Origin of the sequence: Intestinibacter sp., assembly GCF_022780145.1 — a bacterium.
In the GTDB taxonomy this organism is placed as follows: domain Bacteria; phylum Bacillota; class Clostridia; order Peptostreptococcales; family Peptostreptococcaceae; genus Intestinibacter.
Genome location: NZ_JALEXO010000146.1, coordinates 1 through 21139 on the forward strand (window position 1 = coordinate 1; position 21139 = coordinate 21139).

The 21139-nt window shown below is 32.6% G+C and carries 38 protein-coding genes and 1 pseudogene; 1 reads left to right on the plus strand and 38 read right to left on the minus strand.

Annotated features, from left to right (window positions below; translation table 11 throughout):
- Window positions 1-265 (plus strand): helix-turn-helix domain-containing protein (locus MR593_RS05665; protein WP_290690674.1); only part of this gene is annotated, 265 nt, incomplete at its 5' end.
- 237 nt (window positions 266-502) lie between these two features.
- Here the strand turns inward: MR593_RS05665 and rpsI are convergent.
- The 38 genes and pseudogenes from rpsI to tuf form a co-directional block, all read right to left on the minus strand.
- A complete protein-coding gene (gene rpsI / locus MR593_RS05670; RefSeq protein WP_290690676.1) occupies window positions 503-895 on the minus strand; it encodes a 30S ribosomal protein S9 in 393 nt (130 codons plus the stop codon).
- Window positions 896-921: 26 nt separating this feature from the next.
- On the minus strand, window positions 922-1350 hold the full coding sequence (rplM, locus tag MR593_RS05675; RefSeq protein WP_290690677.1) for a 50S ribosomal protein L13: 429 nt from the start codon (window positions 1348-1350) through the stop codon (window positions 922-924).
- 122 nt (window positions 1351-1472) lie between these two features.
- Window positions 1473-2204 (minus strand): tRNA pseudouridine(38-40) synthase TruA, encoded by a 732-nt coding sequence (gene truA, locus MR593_RS05680; protein WP_290690679.1) that lies wholly within the window; start codon window positions 2202-2204, stop codon window positions 1473-1475.
- Window positions 2205-2226: 22 nt separating this feature from the next.
- Complete coding sequence (locus MR593_RS05685) at window positions 2227-3054, minus strand: energy-coupling factor transporter transmembrane component T family protein (protein WP_290690681.1); 828 nt, start codon at window positions 3052-3054, stop codon at window positions 2227-2229.
- Entirely contained in the window at window positions 3048-3914 is an 867-nt protein-coding gene (locus tag MR593_RS05690; protein WP_290690683.1) for an energy-coupling factor transporter ATPase, read from the minus strand. The genes MR593_RS05685 and MR593_RS05690 overlap by 7 nt, the downstream gene beginning before the upstream one ends.
- Window positions 3902-4735, minus strand: a complete 834-nt coding sequence (locus tag MR593_RS05695) for an energy-coupling factor transporter ATPase (RefSeq protein ID WP_290690686.1) — start codon at window positions 4733-4735, stop codon at window positions 3902-3904. Before MR593_RS05695 ends, MR593_RS05690 begins: the two co-directional genes overlap by 13 nt.
- Before the next feature lie 215 nt (window positions 4736-4950).
- Window positions 4951-5292 (minus strand): 50S ribosomal protein L17, encoded by a 342-nt coding sequence (rplQ, locus tag MR593_RS05700; RefSeq protein ID WP_290690689.1) that lies wholly within the window; start codon window positions 5290-5292, stop codon window positions 4951-4953.
- 21 nt (window positions 5293-5313) lie between these two features.
- Window positions 5314-6261, minus strand: a complete 948-nt coding sequence (locus tag MR593_RS05705; protein ID WP_290690691.1) for a DNA-directed RNA polymerase subunit alpha — start codon at window positions 6259-6261, stop codon at window positions 5314-5316.
- A 74-nt stretch (window positions 6262-6335) separates the two neighbouring features.
- On the minus strand, window positions 6336-6956 hold the full coding sequence (rpsD, locus tag MR593_RS05710) for a 30S ribosomal protein S4 (protein ID WP_290690694.1): 621 nt from the start codon (window positions 6954-6956) through the stop codon (window positions 6336-6338).
- Window positions 6957-6974: 18 nt separating this feature from the next.
- Window positions 6975-7373, minus strand: a complete 399-nt coding sequence (rpsK, locus tag MR593_RS05715; RefSeq protein WP_290690697.1) for a 30S ribosomal protein S11 — start codon at window positions 7371-7373, stop codon at window positions 6975-6977.
- Window positions 7374-7400: 27 nt separating this feature from the next.
- Window positions 7401-7772, minus strand: a complete 372-nt coding sequence (rpsM, locus tag MR593_RS05720) for a 30S ribosomal protein S13 (RefSeq protein WP_290690700.1) — start codon at window positions 7770-7772, stop codon at window positions 7401-7403.
- 149 nt (window positions 7773-7921) lie between these two features.
- Window positions 7922-8035, minus strand: a complete 114-nt coding sequence (gene rpmJ / locus MR593_RS05725; protein ID WP_017753001.1) for a 50S ribosomal protein L36 — start codon at window positions 8033-8035, stop codon at window positions 7922-7924.
- Window positions 8036-8065: 30 nt separating this feature from the next.
- Window positions 8066-8284 (minus strand): translation initiation factor IF-1, encoded by a 219-nt coding sequence (infA, locus tag MR593_RS05730; protein WP_007285309.1) that lies wholly within the window; start codon window positions 8282-8284, stop codon window positions 8066-8068.
- A gap of 189 nt (window positions 8285-8473) precedes the next feature.
- The gene (gene map / locus MR593_RS05735; protein ID WP_290690719.1) at window positions 8474-9220 is read right to left on the minus strand and encodes a type I methionyl aminopeptidase; all 747 of its coding nucleotides are present in this window, start codon (window positions 9218-9220) and stop codon (window positions 8474-8476) included.
- Entirely contained in the window at window positions 9220-9867 is a 648-nt protein-coding gene (locus MR593_RS05740; RefSeq protein WP_290690722.1) for an adenylate kinase, read from the minus strand. Before MR593_RS05740 ends, map begins: the two co-directional genes overlap by 1 nt.
- Before the next feature lie 15 nt (window positions 9868-9882).
- Window positions 9883-11151 carry a preprotein translocase subunit SecY gene (gene secY / locus MR593_RS05745; RefSeq protein ID WP_290690723.1) on the minus strand — a complete coding sequence of 423 codons (1269 nt, stop codon included), beginning with the start codon at window positions 11149-11151 and terminating at the stop codon, window positions 9883-9885.
- 36 nt (window positions 11152-11187) lie between these two features.
- Entirely contained in the window at window positions 11188-11631 is a 444-nt protein-coding gene (rplO, locus tag MR593_RS05750) for a 50S ribosomal protein L15 (RefSeq protein WP_290690726.1), read from the minus strand.
- Between the two features lie 37 nt (window positions 11632-11668).
- The gene (gene rpmD, locus MR593_RS05755; RefSeq protein ID WP_290690728.1) at window positions 11669-11854 is read right to left on the minus strand and encodes a 50S ribosomal protein L30; all 186 of its coding nucleotides are present in this window, start codon (window positions 11852-11854) and stop codon (window positions 11669-11671) included.
- 14 nt (window positions 11855-11868) lie between these two features.
- The gene (gene rpsE / locus MR593_RS05760; RefSeq protein ID WP_290690730.1) at window positions 11869-12375 is read right to left on the minus strand and encodes a 30S ribosomal protein S5; all 507 of its coding nucleotides are present in this window, start codon (window positions 12373-12375) and stop codon (window positions 11869-11871) included.
- 21 nt (window positions 12376-12396) lie between these two features.
- Window positions 12397-12765: a 50S ribosomal protein L18 gene (gene rplR / locus MR593_RS05765; RefSeq protein WP_290690733.1), complete on the minus strand. Its 369-nt coding sequence runs from the start codon at window positions 12763-12765 to the stop codon at window positions 12397-12399.
- A 47-nt stretch (window positions 12766-12812) separates the two neighbouring features.
- The gene (rplF, locus tag MR593_RS05770) at window positions 12813-13355 is read right to left on the minus strand and encodes a 50S ribosomal protein L6 (protein WP_290690734.1); all 543 of its coding nucleotides are present in this window, start codon (window positions 13353-13355) and stop codon (window positions 12813-12815) included.
- A gap of 29 nt (window positions 13356-13384) precedes the next feature.
- A complete protein-coding gene (gene rpsH, locus MR593_RS05775) occupies window positions 13385-13783 on the minus strand; it encodes a 30S ribosomal protein S8 (protein ID WP_290690736.1) in 399 nt (132 codons plus the stop codon).
- A 32-nt stretch (window positions 13784-13815) separates the two neighbouring features.
- Window positions 13816-14001, minus strand: coding sequence for a type Z 30S ribosomal protein S14 (locus MR593_RS05780; RefSeq protein ID WP_290690738.1), 186 nt, complete (start codon window positions 13999-14001; stop codon window positions 13816-13818).
- Window positions 14002-14020: 19 nt separating this feature from the next.
- Complete coding sequence (rplE, locus tag MR593_RS05785) at window positions 14021-14563, minus strand: 50S ribosomal protein L5 (RefSeq protein ID WP_290690741.1); 543 nt, start codon at window positions 14561-14563, stop codon at window positions 14021-14023.
- A 30-nt stretch (window positions 14564-14593) separates the two neighbouring features.
- Window positions 14594-14899, minus strand: coding sequence for a 50S ribosomal protein L24 (gene rplX, locus MR593_RS05790; protein ID WP_290690773.1), 306 nt, complete (start codon window positions 14897-14899; stop codon window positions 14594-14596).
- A 24-nt stretch (window positions 14900-14923) separates the two neighbouring features.
- Entirely contained in the window at window positions 14924-15292 is a 369-nt protein-coding gene (rplN, locus tag MR593_RS05795; protein WP_290690744.1) for a 50S ribosomal protein L14, read from the minus strand.
- Window positions 15293-15318: 26 nt separating this feature from the next.
- Complete coding sequence (gene rpsQ, locus MR593_RS05800) at window positions 15319-15573, minus strand: 30S ribosomal protein S17 (protein ID WP_290690747.1); 255 nt, start codon at window positions 15571-15573, stop codon at window positions 15319-15321.
- Between the two features lie 22 nt (window positions 15574-15595).
- Window positions 15596-15799, minus strand: a complete 204-nt coding sequence (rpmC, locus tag MR593_RS05805; protein ID WP_290690749.1) for a 50S ribosomal protein L29 — start codon at window positions 15797-15799, stop codon at window positions 15596-15598.
- A gap of 1 nt (window position 15800) precedes the next feature.
- On the minus strand, window positions 15801-16232 hold the full coding sequence (gene rplP / locus MR593_RS05810) for a 50S ribosomal protein L16 (RefSeq protein WP_290690752.1): 432 nt from the start codon (window positions 16230-16232) through the stop codon (window positions 15801-15803).
- A gap of 34 nt (window positions 16233-16266) precedes the next feature.
- Window positions 16267-17073 carry a 30S ribosomal protein S3 gene (gene rpsC, locus MR593_RS05815; RefSeq protein ID WP_290690754.1) on the minus strand — a complete coding sequence of 269 codons (807 nt, stop codon included), beginning with the start codon at window positions 17071-17073 and terminating at the stop codon, window positions 16267-16269.
- A 17-nt stretch (window positions 17074-17090) separates the two neighbouring features.
- Window positions 17091-17426, minus strand: a complete 336-nt coding sequence (rplV, locus tag MR593_RS05820) for a 50S ribosomal protein L22 (RefSeq protein WP_290690757.1) — start codon at window positions 17424-17426, stop codon at window positions 17091-17093.
- Between the two features lie 31 nt (window positions 17427-17457).
- Window positions 17458-17739 carry a 30S ribosomal protein S19 gene (rpsS, locus tag MR593_RS05825; protein WP_290690760.1) on the minus strand — a complete coding sequence of 94 codons (282 nt, stop codon included), beginning with the start codon at window positions 17737-17739 and terminating at the stop codon, window positions 17458-17460.
- Between the two features lie 46 nt (window positions 17740-17785).
- Window positions 17786-18616 carry a 50S ribosomal protein L2 gene (gene rplB / locus MR593_RS05830; protein ID WP_290690762.1) on the minus strand — a complete coding sequence of 277 codons (831 nt, stop codon included), beginning with the start codon at window positions 18614-18616 and terminating at the stop codon, window positions 17786-17788.
- Window positions 18617-18645: 29 nt separating this feature from the next.
- Complete coding sequence (gene rplW, locus MR593_RS05835) at window positions 18646-18936, minus strand: 50S ribosomal protein L23 (protein WP_290690764.1); 291 nt, start codon at window positions 18934-18936, stop codon at window positions 18646-18648.
- 1 nt (window position 18937) lies between these two features.
- Complete coding sequence (gene rplD / locus MR593_RS05840) at window positions 18938-19561, minus strand: 50S ribosomal protein L4 (RefSeq protein WP_290690767.1); 624 nt, start codon at window positions 19559-19561, stop codon at window positions 18938-18940.
- Window positions 19562-19589: 28 nt separating this feature from the next.
- A complete protein-coding gene (rplC, locus tag MR593_RS05845) occupies window positions 19590-20219 on the minus strand; it encodes a 50S ribosomal protein L3 (protein ID WP_290690769.1) in 630 nt (209 codons plus the stop codon).
- A 95-nt stretch (window positions 20220-20314) separates the two neighbouring features.
- Window positions 20315-20626 (minus strand): 30S ribosomal protein S10, encoded by a 312-nt coding sequence (gene rpsJ, locus MR593_RS05850; RefSeq protein WP_007285285.1) that lies wholly within the window; start codon window positions 20624-20626, stop codon window positions 20315-20317.
- Between the two features lie 373 nt (window positions 20627-20999).
- Window positions 21000-21139 (minus strand): annotated as a pseudogene (tuf, locus tag MR593_RS05855) (elongation factor Tu); the annotation flags it as partial.

Sequence of the window (21139 nt, forward strand, 5' to 3'; positions counted from 1 at the left end):
GCTACAACATGTACTAAAAGAGCTAATATTAATCACTGATACTCCATATATTTCTAGACGTGACGTGAAGCAAATATTAAGCCAAGAACCAAAACCTAAAGTAGCCATTTCTGATGATTTTCTATTAAATGGCACACTCGATGAGATAAATTATAAAATAATTCAAAGAGTTTTACTAGAAGAGAATAATAACAAGGAGAAGACATCTGCTCGTCTAGGCATTAGTCGTAGCACATTATGGAGAATATTAAAAAACCAAAAATAAAAATCATAACCACCCGTAATATGTGTTGAACCCACAAAGCGGGTGGTTTATTGTTGAGCATGTATGCATACTCAACAGACTAAAGTCCATAATAAAAATATACATATTTTTGATCTCCTCTTTATTTATAACTAAGTTCTAAACGCATATATTTTCTCTAATTAATTATTTTTATATAGCAAAAAAGCCTTGAAGTTAATAACTTCAAGACTTTCATAAATACCATATAAGATAATACTATCTTTTTGAAAATTGAGGTGCTCTTCTGGCAGCCTTTAATCCATATTTCTTTCTTTCTTTCATTCTAGCATCTCTAGTTAAGAATCCAGCTTTTTTAAGTTCTGGTCTTAAATCAGCATCAGCTTTTAATAAAGCTCTAGATATACCATGTCTTATAGCACCAGCTTGTCCAGTGAATCCTCCACCTTCAACTTTTACTATAACGTCGTATTTATTTTCATTGTTAGTTAAAACTAATGGTTGTTTAACGTCTCTTATTAATGTATCGTAATCGAAATATTCGTCTAATGCTCTTCCGTTTACTGTTATATTTCCTTCACCTGCAACTAATCTTACTCTAGCTACAGAGCTTTTTCTTCTTCCTGTTCCGTAGAATTGTACTTTTTCCATGATAACTCCTCCTTTCATCTAGTTAATTAGAAGTTTAATACTTCTGGTTTTTGAGCTGCATGAGTATGTTCTGCTCCTGCAAATACTCTTAATCTAGTCATCATTTTTGCTCTTAATTTATTTTTTGGTAACATTCCGCTAACTGCGTGAGCTATTACTTCTTCTGGTTTCTTTTCCATCATTTCTCTGTAAGAGATTTCTTTTAATCCACCTACATAACCAGTGTGATATCTATAATATTTTTGATCTAATTTCTTTCCTGTTAAAACTACTTTTGATGCATTTACAACAACAACGAAATCTCCACCGTCTACATGTGGTGTAAATGTTGGTTTATGTTTTCCTCTTAATATAGTTGCTATTTCTGTAGCAAGACGACCTAATGTTTTCCCTTCAGCGTCAACTAAGTACCATTTTCTTTGTACTTCAGCTGGTTTAGCTATATAACTTTTCATGGTTGTCCCTCCTTCTTATTTTTTCAAAATTTTATTTTACCGTTTATATAAAGTCCGGGGCGTTGTGGACTTATTAACACATTCCTATATATTCTAATACATGTACGAAAAAGTGTCAAGGTTTAATAATTAACTTTTTTGAGAAATAAACCGTGTGCAGGTGCTGTGTGACCACACATTGACCTACTTTTTGAATTTATTATTTCTTCCATATTATGTTTAATTCTACCTCTACCTATATCTACGAGTGTGCCTACGATTATTCTTACCATATTGTATAAAAATCCGTTTCCACTTATCTCAATAGATGTTATTCCTTCATGCTCTTCTATCTTTATATCGTAAATAGTCCTTACAGTGTCCTTCACTGATGAACCAGAACTCATAAATCCAACAAAATCATGCGTACCAATCAAATATTTGGCTTCTAAGCGTATTTTATCCCAGTCTAGGTCATATTTCACATGATACGCTAAATTCTTGTATAAAGGGCTCCTATAAGGTCTATTATAGATTAAATACCTATATGTCTTACCACATGCGTTATATCTAGCGTGAAAATCCATATCGACCTCCTCGCAGGATATTACAGATATATCCTTTGGAAGTTTGGCATTTAATGCATCTGGTATTCTAGATGCAGGTATATTTGTTTCAGTTTTGAAATTTGCAACCTGTCCCAGAGCATGAACTCCCGCATCAGTTCTTCCCGATGCGGTCACCTTTACTTTTTCCTTTGTTATTTCATAGATGGCGTTTTCTACTGTACCCTGGATCCCGGGTGAATTAGGCTGTCTCTGCCAGCCGCAGTAGTTTTCGCCATTATATTGTAAAGTAATTTTTAAGTTTCTCATCAATTACCTCTTTTTTTCAAAATTACACTAATATGTGTATAAATCTACTTGCTATACTTCCAGCTAAGAATAAAATCATCAATACAAATGCAATTTTATCTGCACTAGTTATAACAGCTTGTCTCATCTTAGTTCTGTTGTATCCACCTCTATAGCATCTAGCCTCCATAGCCATAGCTAATTCGTCGGCTCTTCTGAATGCACTTACAAATAATGGTACTAATAATGGAACTAAGTTTTTCGCTCTGTTTATAAGGTTGCTACTTTCGAAGTCTGCACCTCTTGACATTTGAGCTTTCATTATTTTGTCTGTTTCATCTAATAATGTAGGTATAAAACGCAATGCTATTGTCATCATCATAGCTAATTCATGTACAGGTAGCCCTACCTTGTTAAATGGCGCTAGAAGTCTCTCTATACCATCTGTCAATTGTATAGGCGATGTTGTAAGTGTCAATAAAGATGTACCTACAACTAAATATATCAATCTAATAGACATGAATATCGCCTGTCTTAGACCTGCATCAGTAATTTTCAAAAATCCTAATTGAAGCTTAACTCCTCCAATAGCAAGGACTTCTCCTGGTAAACAGAACATATTAATTACAAAAGTAAATAATAAAATCCATCTCAAAGGCTTCAGACCTTTAAGCATATACGACATAGGAATTTGAGATGCTTTAATTATAGCTGCTACTATTCCTAATATAATTACATATGGCCAAAATTGATTTACAACAAATAACGCAATCATAAATACAATTGTCGCTATAAGCTTAGTTCTTGGATCTAATCTATGGATTTTAGAATTCGCTGGATAATATTGACCTATAGTTATATCTTTTAACATTTCTTTCTTCCTCTCATAACTTTTAGTATTTCTTCTTTGATTTCCTCAACTGTAAGGACATCTGTTCTTATATCAAATCCTTTTGCCTTTAGCTTCTTAGCTAATTCTAAAACTTGAGGTACATCTAAACCTATCTCTTTCAATCTATCTGCATGAGAATTAAATATCTCTCTAGGTGTTCCCATAAATTCTATTTTTCCATGATTCATAACGATTATTGTGTTAGCTAATTTTGCCATATCATCCATACTGTGTGATGAAAGTATTATAGTTATATTATTATCCTTGTGCAATTTTTTAATCAATTTAAATATTTCATCTCTACCACCTGGATCTAGTCCAGCTGTTGGTTCGTCTAGTATAAGCACTTCTGGATTCATCGCTATTACTCCAGCTATAGCTACTCTACGTTTTTGACCTCCTGATAAATCAAAAGGAGATTTATCTTTATATTGTTCGTAATCAAGCCCTACTGCTTCCATAGATTTTTTTACTCTATCAGCGATTTCATCTTCTTCTAATCCTAGGTTTCCAGGACCAAAAGCAATGTCTTTTTCTACAGTTTCTTCAAATAATTGATATTCAGGATATTGAAAAACTATCCCTACTCTTTTTCTTACTTCAGTTAAATTTAAATCTTTATCTGTTATATTAAAACCATTTATGAAAATTTCTCCTGAAGAAGGTTTTAATAATCCATTTAAGTGTTGTATTAATGTTGATTTTCCTGATCCTGTATGTCCTATAAGTCCTACAAAATCATTGTCCTTTATTTCAAAAGAAATATCATCAAGAGCCTTACTTGCAAAAGGCATTCCTTCATCATATATATACGTTAAATTCTTTACTATAACTGACATAATTTATCCACCATTTCATCCACTGTTAATATATCATCGTCTAAGTCTAGTCCTTCTTCTCTCAAAAGACCAGCTAACTCTGTCATACAAGGTACATCTAGACCTATCTCTTTAAGTAAATCTACATTTTTAAATACCTCTTTTGGAGTCCCTTCTAATAGTTTTTTACCTTTGTCTACAACAACTACTCTATCAGCTTGAACAGCTTCTTCCATATAGTGAGTTATATGTAAAGTCGTAATATTTTCTTCTTTATTTAATTTTTTTATTACATTCATAACTTCTTTTCTACCTGATGGGTCTAACATTGCTGTAGCTTCATCAAATATAATGCATTTTGGTCTCATAGCTATAATACCTGCTATAGCTACTCTTTGTTTTTGACCTCCCGATAATAAATGGGGTTGTCTATCCTTTAATTCATAAATACCTACACTTTTTAGTGATTCTTCTACCCTTTGTCTAATTACTTTAGGTTCTACACCTAAATTTTCTGGTCCAAATGCAACGTCTTCTTCTACTATTGTAGCTACTATTTGGTTGTCTGGATTTTGAAATACCATTCCAGCCGTTTGTCTTATATTCCAAAGATTTGATTCGTCCTTTGTATTCATACCATCGATATAAATATCGCCTTCACTAGGCACTAATATCGCATTTAAATTTTTAGACAAAGTGGATTTTCCCGATCCATTGTGACCTATGATTGCAACAAATTCTCCTGGCTTAACATCTAAACTTAAATTATCTATTGCTTTAAATTTAGAATCTATAGTTACATATTCAAAGGTCATATCCTTTACACTTATTATATTCTCCATTTCATATACTCCTTTATAAAGCAGTAGCTTAAAAACTTATACAATTTATAATTATAACATAGTTTAGCCACAAAAATTTAAAAATATTAATTTCAAATATAAACTAATCCCACATTTTTCTTTTTTATGGATACAATTATACTTATTTAATTTTTAGTATAAAAACAAACCCCATACTCAACAGTATGGGGCTATCTATATAAAACTATTATTTACTAAACTAATTCTATAAATGCCATTTCAGCAGCGTCGCCTTTTCTTGGCCCTTTTTTGATTATTCTAGTATATCCACCATTTCTTTCAGCATATTTTGGAGCTAAATCAGTGAATAAGTTATTTACAACAGTTTCATCCATAACATAAGCTAAAACTTGTCTTCTAGCATGTAAATCTCCTCTTTTAGCAAGAGTTATCATTTTTTCAGCCATTCTACGAGTTTCTTTTGCTCTAGTTACTGTAGTTTCTATTCTACCATTTCTTAGTAAATCAGTTACTAAGTTTCTTAACATAAGGTTTCTGTGTGAAGTCACACGACCTAACTTACGGTAATTAGCCATGCCAATCCCTCCTTTGCTCGCTTATTCTTCGCTTGGTTTAAGACCTAATCCAAGTTCTTCTAGTTTTTGAATTACTTCTTCTAATGATTTTTTACCAAGGTTTCTAACCTTCATCATATCATCTTCAGATTTATTAGCTAATTCTTCTACTGTATTTATTCCGGCTCTCTTTAAACAGTTGTAAGATCTAACAGATAAATCTAATTCTTCTATAGTCATTTCTAAAACTTTTTCTTTTTGATCTTCTTCTTTTTCTACCATTATTTCTACGTTGCTAACATGTTCAGTTAAATCTATGAATAGATTTAAATGCTCAACAAGTACTTTTGCAGCAAGAGATATCCCCTCTTGAGGATTTATACTTCCATTAGTCAAAATTTCTAAAGTTAACTTATCGTAATCAGATTTTTGACCAACTCTTGTATTTTCTACATGGTAGCTAACTTTTTCAATTGGAGTATATATCGAATCAACAGGTAATACACCTATAGGCATATTTTCTGTTTTATTTTCTTCTGCTGGTACATATCCTCTACCTTTATCAACATATATTTCCATATTAAGCTTAGCATTATCATCTAAAGTAGCGATGTGTAAATCCTTACTTAATATTTCGACGTCTGGAGGACATATTATGTCAGATCCTTTGATAGAGCATGGACCTTGAGCTTCTATTTTAAGTGTTCTACTACCTTCACCATCTATAGTAGCTGAAAGTTCTTTTAATGATAATATTATTTCAGTAACATCTTCTTTTACTCCTGGTACAGTTGAGAACTCATGTAGAACTCCATCTATTTTTATAGAGTGTACAGCTACACCTGGTAAAGAAGATAATAATATTCTTCTAAGAGCATTACCTATAGTTATTCCGTATCCTCTTTCTAGAGGTTCAACTACGAATTTTCCATATCTATAGTCTTCGCTAAGCTCTACTATATCTACCTTTGGTTTTTCTATTTCTATCATGGACTAAACCCTCCTTAAAATTTGTTAATCCACTGAGGGTAAACAATTTTAAAATTATTTTTAAAAACTGCCTATTATTTTGAATAAAGTTCTATGATTAAGTGTTCTGCTATATCTATATCTATATCTTCTCTAGTTGGTAAAGCAACTACTTTAGCAGACATATCTTCTAAGTTTACATCTAACCAGTTTGGAGCAACTTTGTTTGCTTCAACTAATGCTTTAAATTTAGCTGATGATTTAGAAGTTTCTTTAACAGCTATAACATCTCCAACTTTAACAGTTAATGATGGTATATCTACTTTTTTACCATTTAAAGTAAAGTGTGCATGAGTAACTAATTGTCTAGCTTCTTTTCTAGAGTTAGCTAATCCCATTCTGAAAACTACGTTGTCTAATCTTTCTTCTAATAGACATAATAAGTTTTCCCCAGTTTTACCTGACATTTTTTCTGCACGTTCATATAAGTTTCTAAATTGAGTTTCTAAAACTCCGTAAATTCTCTTAACTTTTTGTTTTTCTCTTAATTGTAATCCATAGTTAGAAAGTTTCTTTCTCCCTTGTCCGTGTTGTCCTGGAGCATAGTTTCTTTTAACTATAGCGCATTTATCTGTATAACATCTATCACCTTTAAGGAATAATTTCATTCCTTCTCTACGGCATTGTCTGCATGATGCACCAGTATATCTTGCCATTATCTACACCTCCTATGATTATACTCTTCTTCTTTTTGGTGGTCTACATCCGTTATGTGGTATTGGAGTGACGTCTTTTATCATTGTTACTTCAAGTCCAGTTGCTTGTAAAGCTCTTATAGCAGCTTCTCTACCAGAACCTGGTCCTTTAACAAATACTTCTACGCTCTTTAAACCATGTTCCATTGCAGCTTTAGCAGCAGTTTCTGCAGCCATTTGAGAAGCAAATGGAGTTGATTTTCTTGATCCTTTGAATCCTAATTGTCCTGAAGATGCCCATGATATAGCATTACCATGAACGTCTGTTAATGTAACTATTGTATTATTAAAAGTTGATTGTATATGTGCATGTCCACGATCTATATTTTTACGTTCTCTTCTTCTGATACGTGTTACTTTCTTTTTTTGTTTAGCCATTTTTCGAATTTCCCTCCTATCTATTTATTATTTTTTCTTTTTACGAGATACTGTCTTTCTAGGACCTTTTCTAGTTCTAGCGTTAGTCTTAGTTTTTTGACCTCTTAGAGGTAATCCTTTAGCATGTCTTATACCTCTGTAACATTTAATGTCTCTTAATCTTTTTATGTTTAATGCAATTTCTCTTCTTAAGTCACCTTCAACCAAGAAATCATTATCTATTATTTTTCTTAGTGTATTAACTTCTTCTTCTGATAAATCTTTTATTCTAGTATCAGGATTTATCTCAGCTTTAGCTAATATTTCATTAGCAGTTGCTCTACCTATACCATATATATAAGTTAAGCCTATTTCCGCTCTTTTTTCATTAGGTAAATCTACCCCAGCGATTCTTGCCATTGTTGCACCTCCTACATTAGTTTTCTATAAAAAACCGAGTTTCTTATATAAATTCGTATCTATTTTTTCGTTATTTTTTAACATTTTTTGTTAACATCACAGTTTTTTATTATATCACAAAATTACTGTAAATGCTATTCTTTTTTATATTATCCTTGTTTTTGTTTGTGCTTTGGATTTTCGCAGATAACCATTACTTTACCTTTTCTTTTTATTACCTTGCATTTTTCGCACATTGGTTTTACTGATGGTCTTACCTTCATTATTGATCCCTCCTTAGACTATAAAGTAGTCTACTTCTTACGCCAAGTGATTCTTCCTCTTGTAAGATCATAAGGTGAAAGTTCTATTTTAACCTTATCTCCTTCAAGAATTCTTATAAAGTTCATTCTTAGCTTACCAGATAAATGGCATAATACTTCATGTCCATTTTCTAATTTAACTTTAAACATAGCATTAGGCAAGTTTTCTACAACTGTACCTTCAAATTCTATTACATCTTTTTTGGCCATTAAACAACCAGCCCTCCATTCAATAAGTCAAGATGTTGACTTAATTAAGTTAGCTCTTAAAAAGTATCTTTAACAAATTTATACTATTTTATTACTTTTTTCAAAGTATTTTATACTCTTATGCTTAACTTTATAACTGCACGCTAATAAAAGCCCGCATTAATTATAATAACACTTATTGGACCAAATTTAAAGACTTGTGAGCAAAATTGGTTCATTTTCTGTAATTACTATCGTATGTTCATAGTGTGCCGAGTTTTTCCCATCGATTGTAACTATTGTCCATCCATCTGATAGACATTTAACATTAAATTTTCCCATGTTCACCATTGGCTCTATCGCTAAAACCATTCCAGCTTTAAGTTTAGGTCCTTTTCCTGGTTTTCCATAGTTAGGTACATTAGGTGGTTCATGGAGATGTGTGCCAACTCCATGACCAACTAAATCCCTGACTACCGAAAATCCACTTTTTTCAACATGTGTTTGTATTGCGTGTGAGATGTCCGAAAGTCTGTATCCAATTTTTGCAAACTTTATTCCTTCATAGAAGCTTTGTCGTGTCACTTCTATTAATTTCCTGTTCTCTTCAGATATCACACCAACTGCATGTGTCTTTGCGGAGTCGCCATGATATCCTTTATAACAGGCTCCAATATCAATACTTATAATGTCTCCCTCTTTTACTATTTTATTTCCAGGAATACCATGTACGACTTCATTATTTATAGACGCACAAATACTTCCTTTAAATCCTCCATAGCCTTTAAAAGATGGTACTGCATTATATTTTCTTATATTCTCTTCAGCTATTGTATCTAACTCTAGAGTAGATACCCCCGGAATTATAGCTGACTTTAATAATTCATGAGTGTCGGCGACAATTTTGCCAGCCTCTCTCATGATTTGTATTTCTTCTTTTGATTTTAATTTGATCATTATTTGCCTTCTAAAGCAGAAACTATATCGTTGAATACTTTGTCTATAGCTTGTTGACCATCTATATCAGCGATTATACCTGATTTTGAGTAGTAATCAGCTAATGGTTTAGTTTCATCTAAATAAACTTGTATTCTCTTAGAAACTGTTTCTTCATTATCATCGGCTCTTTGATAAAGTTCTCCTTTACATATATCACAAACGCCTTCTTCTTTAGATGGGTTAAATTGTATATGATAAGTAGCTCCACAAGCTTTGCAGATTCTTCTACCTACAGCTCTTTCAACTAATTTTTCTTTATCAACTTCTATGTTTATTACTTTATCTAAAGCAATACCATTATTTTTTAAGAATGCATCTAATTGTACTGCTTGAGATACATTTCTTGGAAATCCGTCTAGCATGAATCCATTTCCACAATCTGGTTGTGATATTCTATCAGTTACTAGACCAACTGTTAATTCATCTGGAACTAATAAACCTTGATCCATATATTCTTTAGCTTTCTTTCCAAGCTCTGTTCCCTCTTTTATATTTTGTCTGAATATATCTCCTGTTGATATGTGAGGTATTTTGTATTTTTCAACGATCCCTGCTGCTTGAGTTCCTTTTCCAGCACCAGGAGGTCCTAATAATATTAGTCTCATTTAATCATCTCCAATTTATTTTAAAAATCCTTGATAACTTCTCATAACTAGGTGTGACTCTAACTGTCTCTTAAGTTCAAGTGCTACCCCTACAACGATTAGTATTGATGTACCTGCTAAACTCATATTTACTTGCATAAAATGAACTGTAAATGCTGGTATCATTGCAACTATTGCTAAGAATATAGCCCCAGCAAGAGTTATTCTTGATAATATCTTGTTTAAATAATCTATTGTAGGTCTACCAGGTCTGATTCCTGGTATGAATCCACCATTATTTTTCATATTTTCAGCGATATCATCTACGTTAAATGATATTGTAGTATAAAAATAAGAGAAAAATACTATCAATAGAACTTCTAGTGATCTATAAATCCAAAAACCTATATCACCAGATGTGCTTAAGTAAGTGGAAACAAAATTTTGAGCATTTTCGCCCATAAATAATGCTATTGTTTGTGGAAAAGCTAAAAGTGAACTAGCAAAGATTATTGGCATAACCCCTGATTGATTTACTTTCATTGGTATATGAGAGTTTTGACCTCCATATAATTTTCTTCCTACAACTTTTTTAGCATATTGTACTGGTATCTTTCTAACTGCTTCATTTATAAATGTAACAGCAGCTATAGTTACTAGCATTATCACAGCTAATAATATTCCCAACCATATTTTTAGTGTTCCTTGTTGTACTGATGATACAACACCTATAATGTCTGAAGGTATTCTTGAGATAATACCCACAAAGATAATGACAGAACTTCCATTTCCTAGTCCTTTTTCTGTAATTCTGTCACCCATCCACATTAAGATCATACTTGCTGATATTAATGTAATTATAACTGTTGCTATGAAGAAAACACTATCAGATGTCAATGCACTTCTTACAACTCCTAGAGTTATACCTACAGCTTGTATTATAGCTAATACTAATGCTGTATATCTAGTGTACATATTCATCTTCTTTCTACCTTCTTCACCAGATTTTTGTAGCTCTTTTAAGCTTTCAAATCCAACTGTAAGAAGTTGTATTATGATTGAAGCTGTGATATATGGTCCTATACCTAGAGCAAATAGTGTAAAGTTACTAAATGCTCCTCCTGTAAACATGTTATATAGTGCAAGTAAGTTATTGCCACTTACCATGCTACTTATAATCGCTGTATTTACTCCAGGAACTGGTATTGTGGTACCTATTCTAAATATTAGAATCATCATTAGGGTATATAAAATTCTTTTTCTTACATCTTTAACTTTCCAAGATTGTTTGATCTTTGATAGCACGTAATATCACCCACCTGTAACTTTTGAAAGAACAGATTATACTAATTCTGCTTTTCCTCCAGCTTTTTCGATTTTTTCTTGAGCTGATGCAGTGAACTTAGCAGCTTTAACTGTTACAGCTTTTTCAAGATTTCCCTGACCTAATATTTTTATTCCATCTTTTTCTATTTTACTTATAGCACCTGTAGATTTTAATAATTCTGCAGTTACTTCTGTACCATTTTCAAATCTATTTAAAAGTTCAACGTTAACTTCTGTATATTCTTTTGTGAATGGATTTTTGAAACCTCTCTTAGGAAGTCTTCTTGCTAGTGGCATTTGTCCACCTTCGAATCCAACTCTTACTCCACCGCCTGAACGAGATTTTTGACCTTTTTGTCCACGTCCTGCAGTTTTACCTTGACCTGTAGCAGTACCTCTACCTAATCTTTTTCTAGATTTTACTGCACCTTCAGCAGGTTTTAACTCATGTAGTTTCATGGATTTGCACCTCCTTCTTAAATTTCCATAATTATAATTATTCAGCTATTTCAGTTACTTCAACTAAATGAGCAACTTTTGCGATCATACCTCTCATTTGGGCATTATCTTCTTTAACAACTACTTGTTCTCTTTTTCTTAATCCTAAAGCTTCAACATTCTTTTTTTGTTTAGGAGTAGTTCCTATTGTACTTCTAACTAATTTTATTTGTAATTTAGCCATTTCACACTACCTCCTTATCCTAAAAGATCTTCTACTTTTTTACCTCTAAGTCTAGCTACATCTTCAGCTGTTTTTAAAGTACTTAATCCTTCTATAGTTGCATTAACCATATTTCTTGGATTTCTAGATCCTAAGCATTTAGCTCTAACGTCTTTTAATCCTGATAATTCTAATACAGTTCTTGCAGCCCCACCAGCTATGATTCCTGTACCTTCTTGAGCAGGCATTATTATTATTTTTCCAGCACCGAAGTGTCCGATTACTTCGTGAGGAATAGTTGTACCAACCATTGGTACATTTATAAGGTTCTTTTTAGCATCTTCTGCTGCTTTCTTGATAGCATCTGGAACTTCCATTGCTTTTCCAGTACCTATACCAACGTGTCCGTTTTCATCTCCGACTACTACTAAAGCTGCGAATCTAAAGTTTCTACCACCTTTAACAACCTTAGTAACACGTCTTACTTCAACAACTCTTTCTTGTAAATCTAGTTGTCTAGCATCTATAAGTTTACGACGCATGTGATCTTCCCTCCTCTTTTATTAGAATTTAAGTCCAGCTTCTCTTGCACCTTCAGCTAGTTCTTTTACTCTTCCATGATATATATATCCGCCTCTGTCGAATACTACTTCAGTGATTCCTTTTTCAACAGCTTTTTTAGCTACTAATTCGCCAACTTTTTTAGCTGCGTCTTTGTTTCCTGTATGATTAACAGCACTCTTAACAGCTTCTTCTAATGAAGATGCAGCTACAAGAGTTACTCTATTTGTGTCATCTATAATTTGAGCATATATATTGTTTGAACTTCTAAATACACATAATCTTGGTCTTTGAGGTGTTCCGAATACTTTTCTACGAACTCTCTTATGTCTTTGAAGTCTTTTAGCGTTTTTATCAGCTTTCTTTAACACTGAGCTCACTCCTTTCACCCTTTATTTGGTTAAACTCTTAGTTTGGTCTATTTCTTACCAGTTTTACCTTCTTTACGTCTTATATATTCACCAGCGTATTTTATACCTTTACCTTTGTATGGTTCTGGTTTTCTCCAATCTCTTATTTTAGCAGCGTAGTTTCCTACTAATTGTTTATCTATACCTTTTACTACTAATTCAGTTTGATTTGGAACTTCTACAGTTATTCCTTCTGGATCTACCATTTCTACTGGATGAGAGAATCCTAAGTTCATAACTAATTTATTTCCTTGTTTTTGTGCTCTATATCCAACACCAACTAATTCTAATTTCTTTTCGAAACCAGTGCTAACACCAGTTATCATATTGTTTATTAATGTTCTAGTTAATCCGTGTAATGATCTATGTTGTTTGTTGTTTGTTGGTCTTTCTACTGTTATAACATTACCTTCTTGTTTTATAGTTAAAGCAGCATCGAACTTATTTTCTAAAGTTCCTTTTGGTCCTTTTACAGTTACATGGTTACCTTCAGCTATAGTAACTTCTATACCTGCTGGTATTGTTATTGGTTTTAAACCTATTCTTGACATAGTTACACCTCCTTGCTATTTTAATGTGATTACCAAACGTAGCAGATAACTTCTCCACCAACATTTTCTTTTCTTGCTTGTTTGTCAGTTAATATACCTTTTGAAGTAGATATTATTGCTATACCTAATCCGTTTAATACTTTAGGTATTTCATAAGCGTTTGTATAAACTCTCATACCAGGTTTAGAGATTCTTTTTATACCTTGTATAACTTTCTCTCCTGCTTGTCCGTACTTTAATTGTATTCTTATTATTCCTTGTTTTTCATCTTCTATAACATCATAACCTCTAACAAAACCTTCTTCTAATAAGATTCTTACTATTTCTTTCTTTATGTTAGAAGCTGGAACGTCAACAGTCTCATGCTTAACAGTGTTCGCATTTCTTATACGAGTAAGCATATCTGCAATTGGATCTGTCATTGTCATATTGAAAACCTCCTTTCATATTTGGGCAAATTCTACCAACTTGCTTTTCTAACACCAGGTATTTGTCCTTTGTAAGCTAATTCTCTAAAGCATATACGGCATATACCAAAGTGTCTTAAAACTGAATGTGGTCTACCACATATAGAACATCTAGTGTATTCTCTAGTTTTATATTTTTGTTTCTTTTGTTGTTTTACAACCATTGCTTTTCTAGCCACTGGAATCCCTCCTTATCTATTATTTTGAAAATGGCATTCCTAATAATTTTAGTAATTCTCTAGCTTCCTCATCTGATTTAGCTGTAGTAACGAATATTATATCCATTCCTCTTACTTTCTCTACTTTATCATATTCTATTTCTGGGAATATTAATTGTTCTTTTATTCCTAAAGCATAGTTTCCTCTACCATCAAAAGCATTTGGGTTTATACCTCTGAAGTCTCTAACTCTTGGTAAAGTAACTGATACTAATTTATCCATAAAATAGTACATTTTATCTTTTCTTAATGTAACTTTTGCACCTATTGGCATACCTTCTCTTAATTTGAAGTTAGCTACTGATTTTTTAGCTTTTGTTATAACTGGTTTTTGACCTGCTATAAGTTCCATTTCTTCAACAGCTTTTTCTAATCCTTTTGGATTTTCTTTAGCGTCTCCTATACCCATGTTTATAACGATTTTGTCTATTTTAGGTATTTCCATTACGTTTTTATAATTAAATTTCTCCATTAATGCAGGAGCAACTTCTTTCATGTATTTTTCTTGTAATCTAGAAGCCATTTGTGGTCCCTCCTTTCAAGTCGTATTGTATTATATTTCTTTTCCGCTCTTTACTGCTATTCTTACTTTTTTTCCATCTTTCACTTCGTATCTAACTCTTGTTCCTTTTCCAGTTTCTGGATCAAGTGGCATTACGTTAGATATATGAATTGGAGCTTCTTTATTTATTATTCCACCTTGTGGATTTATTGCATTTGGTTTTTGGTGTTTAGTTATTATGTTAACACCTTCAACTACTACTTTGTCTTGTTTTGGTAAAACAGCAACAACTTTACCTTTTTTGCCTTTGTCTTTACCAGATATAACTACAACTGTATCATCTTTCTTAACGCGCATCATGTCTCCTATTGCACCTCCTTATTATAGTACTTCTGGAGCAAGAGAAACTATTTTCATAAATTCATGATCTCTTAACTCTCTTGCAACAGGCCCGAATATACGAGTTCCCACTGGAGTTTTATCGTCTCTTATTATAACTGCAGCATTTTCGTCAAATGATATATAACTTCCGTCATTACGTTTAACGCCTTTTTTACTTCTTACTATAACAGCTTTAACTACTTTTCCTTTTTTTACAACTCCACCAGGTGTTGCACTTTTAACTGTAGCAACAACTACGTCACCTACGTTAGCATATTTTCTTTTACTTCCACCTAGTACACGTATACATAGTAATTCTTTTGCACCAGAATTGTCAGCAACTTTTAAGCGTGTCTCTTGTTGTATCATTCGTAATCCCTCCTTTTCCAAAAAAACTACTTAACTTTTTCAACAACTTCAACTAGTCTGAATCTCTTGTCTTTTGATAAAGGTCTAGTTTCCATTATTTTTACTCTATCTCCGATTCTACATTCGTTATTTTCGTCGTGTGCCTTAAACGTTTTAGTTCTTTTAACAGGTTTGTTGTATAATTCATGACGTACGAAGTCTTCAACAGCAACAACTATTGTTTTGTCCATTTTATTACTTACAACACGGCCTATTCTTACTTTTCTTCTTCCTCTTTCCATGTTTAAAAGCCTCCTTTCCAAATTAAGCTCTAGTTTCGTTTAACTTTCTTTCAGCAAGGATAGTTTTAACTCTTGCGATATCTTTTTTAACCATTTTTATTCTTGCTGTATTTTCTAATTGACCAGTAGCTAATTGGAATCTTAAGCTAAATAATTCACTTTTGAAGTCATTTAATTTTACTATTAGCTCTTCGCTGTTTAAATCTCTTAACTCTTTAGCTTTCATCCTATTCACCACCCTTTACTTCTAAATCTTCTTTTTTCACAAATTTACATTTTATAGGAAGTTTGTGAGCTGCTAGTCTCATTGCTTCTCTAGCTTTATCTTCAGGAACACCTGCTAATTCAAACATTACTCTTCCTGGTTTAACTACGGCTACCCAATATTCTGGAGAACCTTTCCCAGCACCCATACGAGTTTCAGCTGGTTTTCTTGTTACTGGTTTATGAGGGAATATTTTTATCCAAACTTTCCCGCCTCTTTTTATATATCTTGTCATCGCGATTCTGGCAGCTTCTATTTGATTAGAAGTTATCCAAGATGGTTCTAATGCAACTAGTCCGTATTCTCCGTAAGTAACTGTGTTACCTTTTTGAGCCTTTCCAGTCATTCTACCTCTATGAACTCTACGACGTTTTACTCTCTTTGGCATTAACATGAGATTTCTCCTCCTTCCTTGAAGCTAACTTTAATTAATTATTTTTTTCAGCTCTTTGAGGTCTTTGCCCTTGTGGTCTTTGTCCTCTAGCTCTGTCATTTCCTCTAGAATTTCTTCTATTGTTATCTCTTCTATTATCTCTTCTCTTATTATCTCTTCTATCTCTTCTGTTATCTTTTCTTTCTTCTCTTGGGTTTACACCATTTCTAGTTGGTAAAACTTCACCATTGCATATCCAAACTTTTATACCTATTTTACCATAAGTAGTATCAGCTTCTGCGAAACCGTAATCTATATCTGATCTTAAAGTTTGAAGTGGTACATTTCCTTCGCTATAACCTTCAGTTCTAGCCATTTCAGCTCCACCTAATCTACCAGATGCAGCAACTTTTATACCTTTTGCACCAGCTTTTAAAGCTCTTTGTACAGCTTGTTTCATAGCTCTTCTGAAAGCTACCCTTCTTTCGATAGCTAATGCTATGTTTTCAGCTACTAATTGAGCATTTCTGTCTATTCCTTTAACTTCTATTATATTAACTATAACAGTTTTCTTAGTCATTTTTTCTAATTCAGCTTTTAAAGCTTCTATTTTAGCTCCTGCTGCACCTATAACAACACCTGGTTTAGCAACATGAAGATCTATTCTTATTTTGTTTGCTGATCTTTCTATTTCTATTTTGGCAACACCAGCAACATATAATTTTTCTTTTAGGAATGTTCTTATTTGGTGGTCTTCTAATAATAAACTTCCGAACTCTTTTTTATCAGTAGTAAACCATCTTGAATCCCAATCTTTTATAACACCGACTCTTAGTCCGTGTGGGTTAACCTTTTGTCCCATTTATTTCCCTCCTAACTCTATTGTCTTTCTTTTAAAACAACCTCTATGTGAGAAGTTCTTTTTCTTATCATAGTTGCACGACCTTGTGCTCTAGGCATAAATCTTTTTATAGTTGGTCCTTGATTAGCAACTATTGATGCTATATATAATTTATCTGCATCCATTTCATGGTTATTTTCAGCATTAGCTTTTGCTGATTTTACTACTTTAGCTATTATATCAGCAGCTCCTCTAGGAGTGAATTTTAATATTGCTAAAGCTTCATCAACGTCTTTACCTCTTACAAGAGAGCATATTTGACCTGCTTTTCTTGGAGATACACGTACATATTTTGCGATTGATCTTGCTTCCATCGTTTTTCCTCCTTTCCTAGTCAGGATTTAATTATTTTCTTTTAGTACTCTTTTCGTCATCTTTGTGACCTCTAAAAGTTCTTGTAGCAACAAATTCTCCTAATTTGTGTCCTACCATATCTTCTGTTATATATACAGGAATATGTCTTCTTCCGTCATGTACAGCTATAGTGTGCTCTACCATTTGAGGGAATATAGTTGAACTTCTTGACCAAGTTTTTATAACTTCTTTATTTCCGCTTTCGTTCATAGCTTCTATTTTTTTAAGAAGTCTAGGGTGAACAAAAGGTCCTTTTTTAGTTGATCTTGACATTTAATTTCCTCCTTCCCGAGTAAAATAAATTTCTATTTAAAATCTATTATTTAGTTCTTCTTGAAACTATTAATTTATTAGATTCTTTATTTTTCTTTCTAGTTTTGTATCCAAGAGCTGGTTTACCCCATGGAGTTACTGGAGATGGTCTACCTATTGGAGATCTACCTTCCCCACCACCGTGTGGATGGTCATTAGGGTTCATAACAGAACCTCTTACTGTAGGTCTTATACCCATATGTCTTTTTCTACCTGCTTTACCGATTGTTTCGTTAGAATGTTCTACGTTACCAACTTGTCCTATAGTAGCTTTACAGTCTATAGAAACATATCTCATTTCACCTGATGGTAATCTTAATAAAGCTTTGTTTCCTTCTTTAGCCATTAATTGAGCTGAAACACCTGCAGATCTAACTAATTGAGCACCTTTACCTGCTTTTAATTCTACGTTATGAACTACAGTACCTACTGGCATGTTTCTTAATGCTAATGCATTACCTGGTTTGATATCTGCTTCTGGTCCTGATAATAAAGTATCTCCTACTTTTATTCCAACTGGAGCTAAGATATATCTTTTTTCACCATCTGCATAGTTTAATAATGCTATATTAGCAGTTCTATTTGGATCGTATTCTATAGTAGCAACCTTTGCTGGTATACCATCTTTATTTCTTTTAAAATCTATAACTCTATATTTTCTTCTGTTTCCTCCACCTCTGTGACGAACAGTTATTCTTCCGTGAACGTTTCTTCCAGAATTCTTCTTTAAAGGTACTAAAAGAGATTTTTCTGGTTGGTTAGTTGTAACTTCATCAGATATAAAAACTGTCATTTCTCTTAAGGCAGGAGAAGTTGGTTTAAATTTTTTAATAGCCATCTTATTTTCCCTCCTTTATTTATTAAGTATTACATACCTTGGAAAAATTCTATTTCTTTGCTATCAGCAGTTAATTTAACTACTGCTTTTTTGTAGCTAGCAGTTTTTCCTATGCTTCTACCCATTCTTTTAGTTTTTGCATCGTAGTTTAATGTGTTTACTTTTTCTACATTTACTCCGAATATTTTTTCTACTGCTTTTTTTATTTCAGTTTTGTTAGCTCCTTTTTGAACTACAAAAGTGTATTTTCTTTCAGCCATATCAGCCATACTTTGTTCAGTAACTATTGGTCTTATAACTATATCATGTGGATTAGTCATTTTATGCGTACACCTCCTCCACTTTCTTAACAGCATCAGTAGTTATTATGAATGAATCATATTTTAATATGTCATATACATTTATAGTGTTAACTAATGCAGTTTCAACATTTGGTATATTTGCAGCTGATTTTATTACGTTTTCGTTCTTTTCAGCCATTACTACTAAAGCTTTTTTAGCAGCGTTTATATTTTTTAATATGTTAGCAAATTCTTTAGTCTTAGGAGCTTCCATTGTTAAAGCATCTAATACTATCATTTCATTTGCTTGAACTTTAGAAGTTAAAGCACTCTTCATAGCTAATCTTCTAACTTTCTTTGGTAATGTATATCTGTAACTTCTTGGTTTTGGTGCAAAAGCAACTCCTCCACCGATCCATTGTACAGCTCTTATAGAACCTTGTCTAGCTCTACCTGTTCCTTTTTGTCTCCAAGGTTTTCTTCCGCCACCTCTTACTTCTGCTCTAGTTTTAGCAGATTGAGTACCTTGTCTTTTATTCGCAAGTTGGTTTTTTACAACTTCATATAATACATGCTCATTCACTTCAACGCCGAATACAGCATCTGATAATTCTATTTCACCAACATTTTGTCCTTGTATGTTTAATACGTTCATTTTTGGCATTGTGATTCCTCCTTTCTTAGGTTAGTCATTATTTAGAAGCTTTTGCTGCTTCTTTTATTGTTACTACTGAACCCTTAGCTCCTGGTATAGCACCTTTTACTAAGATAAAGTTTTTATCAGCATCAACTCTTACTACTTCTAAGTTTTGAACTGTAACTTTAACGCTACCCATGTGTCCAGCTAATTTTTTGTTTTTGAAAACTCTACCTGGGTAAGAACAAGCTCCCATTGAACCTGGTCTTCTGTGATATCTAGAACCGTGAGTTTCAGGTCCTCTAGATTGTCCATGTCTCTTTATTGGACCTTGGAATCCTTTACCTTTACTTATTCCAGTAACATCTATTAATTCACCTGCAGCGAATAAATCAGCTTTGATTTCTTGTCCTACTGTATATCCATCTACAGAATCTACTCTAAATTCTTTTAAATGTTTTTTTAATGTATTAGCAGCAGCTAAATGTCCTTTTTGTGGTTTGTTTAAAGCTTTTTCTTTAGCATCTTCAAAACCAACTTGTATTGCAGTATATCCATCTTTTTCAGTTGTTTTTATTTGAGTTACAACTACTGGTCCTGCTTCAACTACTGTTACAGGTATTACTTCACCTTGTTCAGTGAATATTTGAGTCATACCTACTTTTTTTCCTAATAATCCTTTCATATTAGCACCTCCTATAATTCTTACAGCGGATTACCATTTTGGCAATCATTCTAAGATAACAACCTTATAGGACCGTATCTTAGGTGTCGTTTTTCTTATAATTTGATTTCTATGTCTACACCAGCTGGTAAATCTAATCTCATTAATGAATCTACAGTCTTAGGTGTTGGACTAGTTATGTCTATTAATCTCTTATGAGTTCTTATTTCAAACTGTTCTCTAGAATCTTTATATTTATGAACAGCTCTTAATATTGTCACAACTTGTTTTTCAGTTGGTAGTGGCACAGGTCCTGAAACTTGTGATCCAGCTTTTTTAGCAGTTTCAACTATTTTTCCAGCTGAAAAATCTAATAATTTGTGATCATATGACTTTAATCTTATTCTTATTTTTTCATTTTTAGCCATTTTTGTTTCCCTCCTTTTTTAACTTTTAAACTTAATCATTATACCGATACACAGTTCCGGGTGTTCTGTAAACTTTAACTTATTTTTATCTTATATAATGATTAAATTCGGATTTATTCTTCGTATCTCTCAAGCACACTATTATATTTTATATTATTCTTCCTACTTTTTCAAGACTTTTTTACAATTTTATTTAGTTTATTTTTGTCAAATCTCTAGTTCAGAAGAAAATTATCTTTAATTTAAAAGCCTTATTCAGTATACAATCTTTAAATTACATTGTCAACATTTTATAATAACTTCCTTAAAATAAAAAGGGGAAAACCTTCGTCCTCCCCTAAATTCCTTATTTTATTATGTGTTATTAGAAAAATTATTCTATTATAGTTGCTACAACACCAGATGCTACTGTTCTACCACCTTCTCTTATAGCGAATCTTAATCCTTCTTCTACACATATTTTGTTTATTAAGTCAACTTCTATTGTTATGTTGTCTCCAGGCATAACCATTT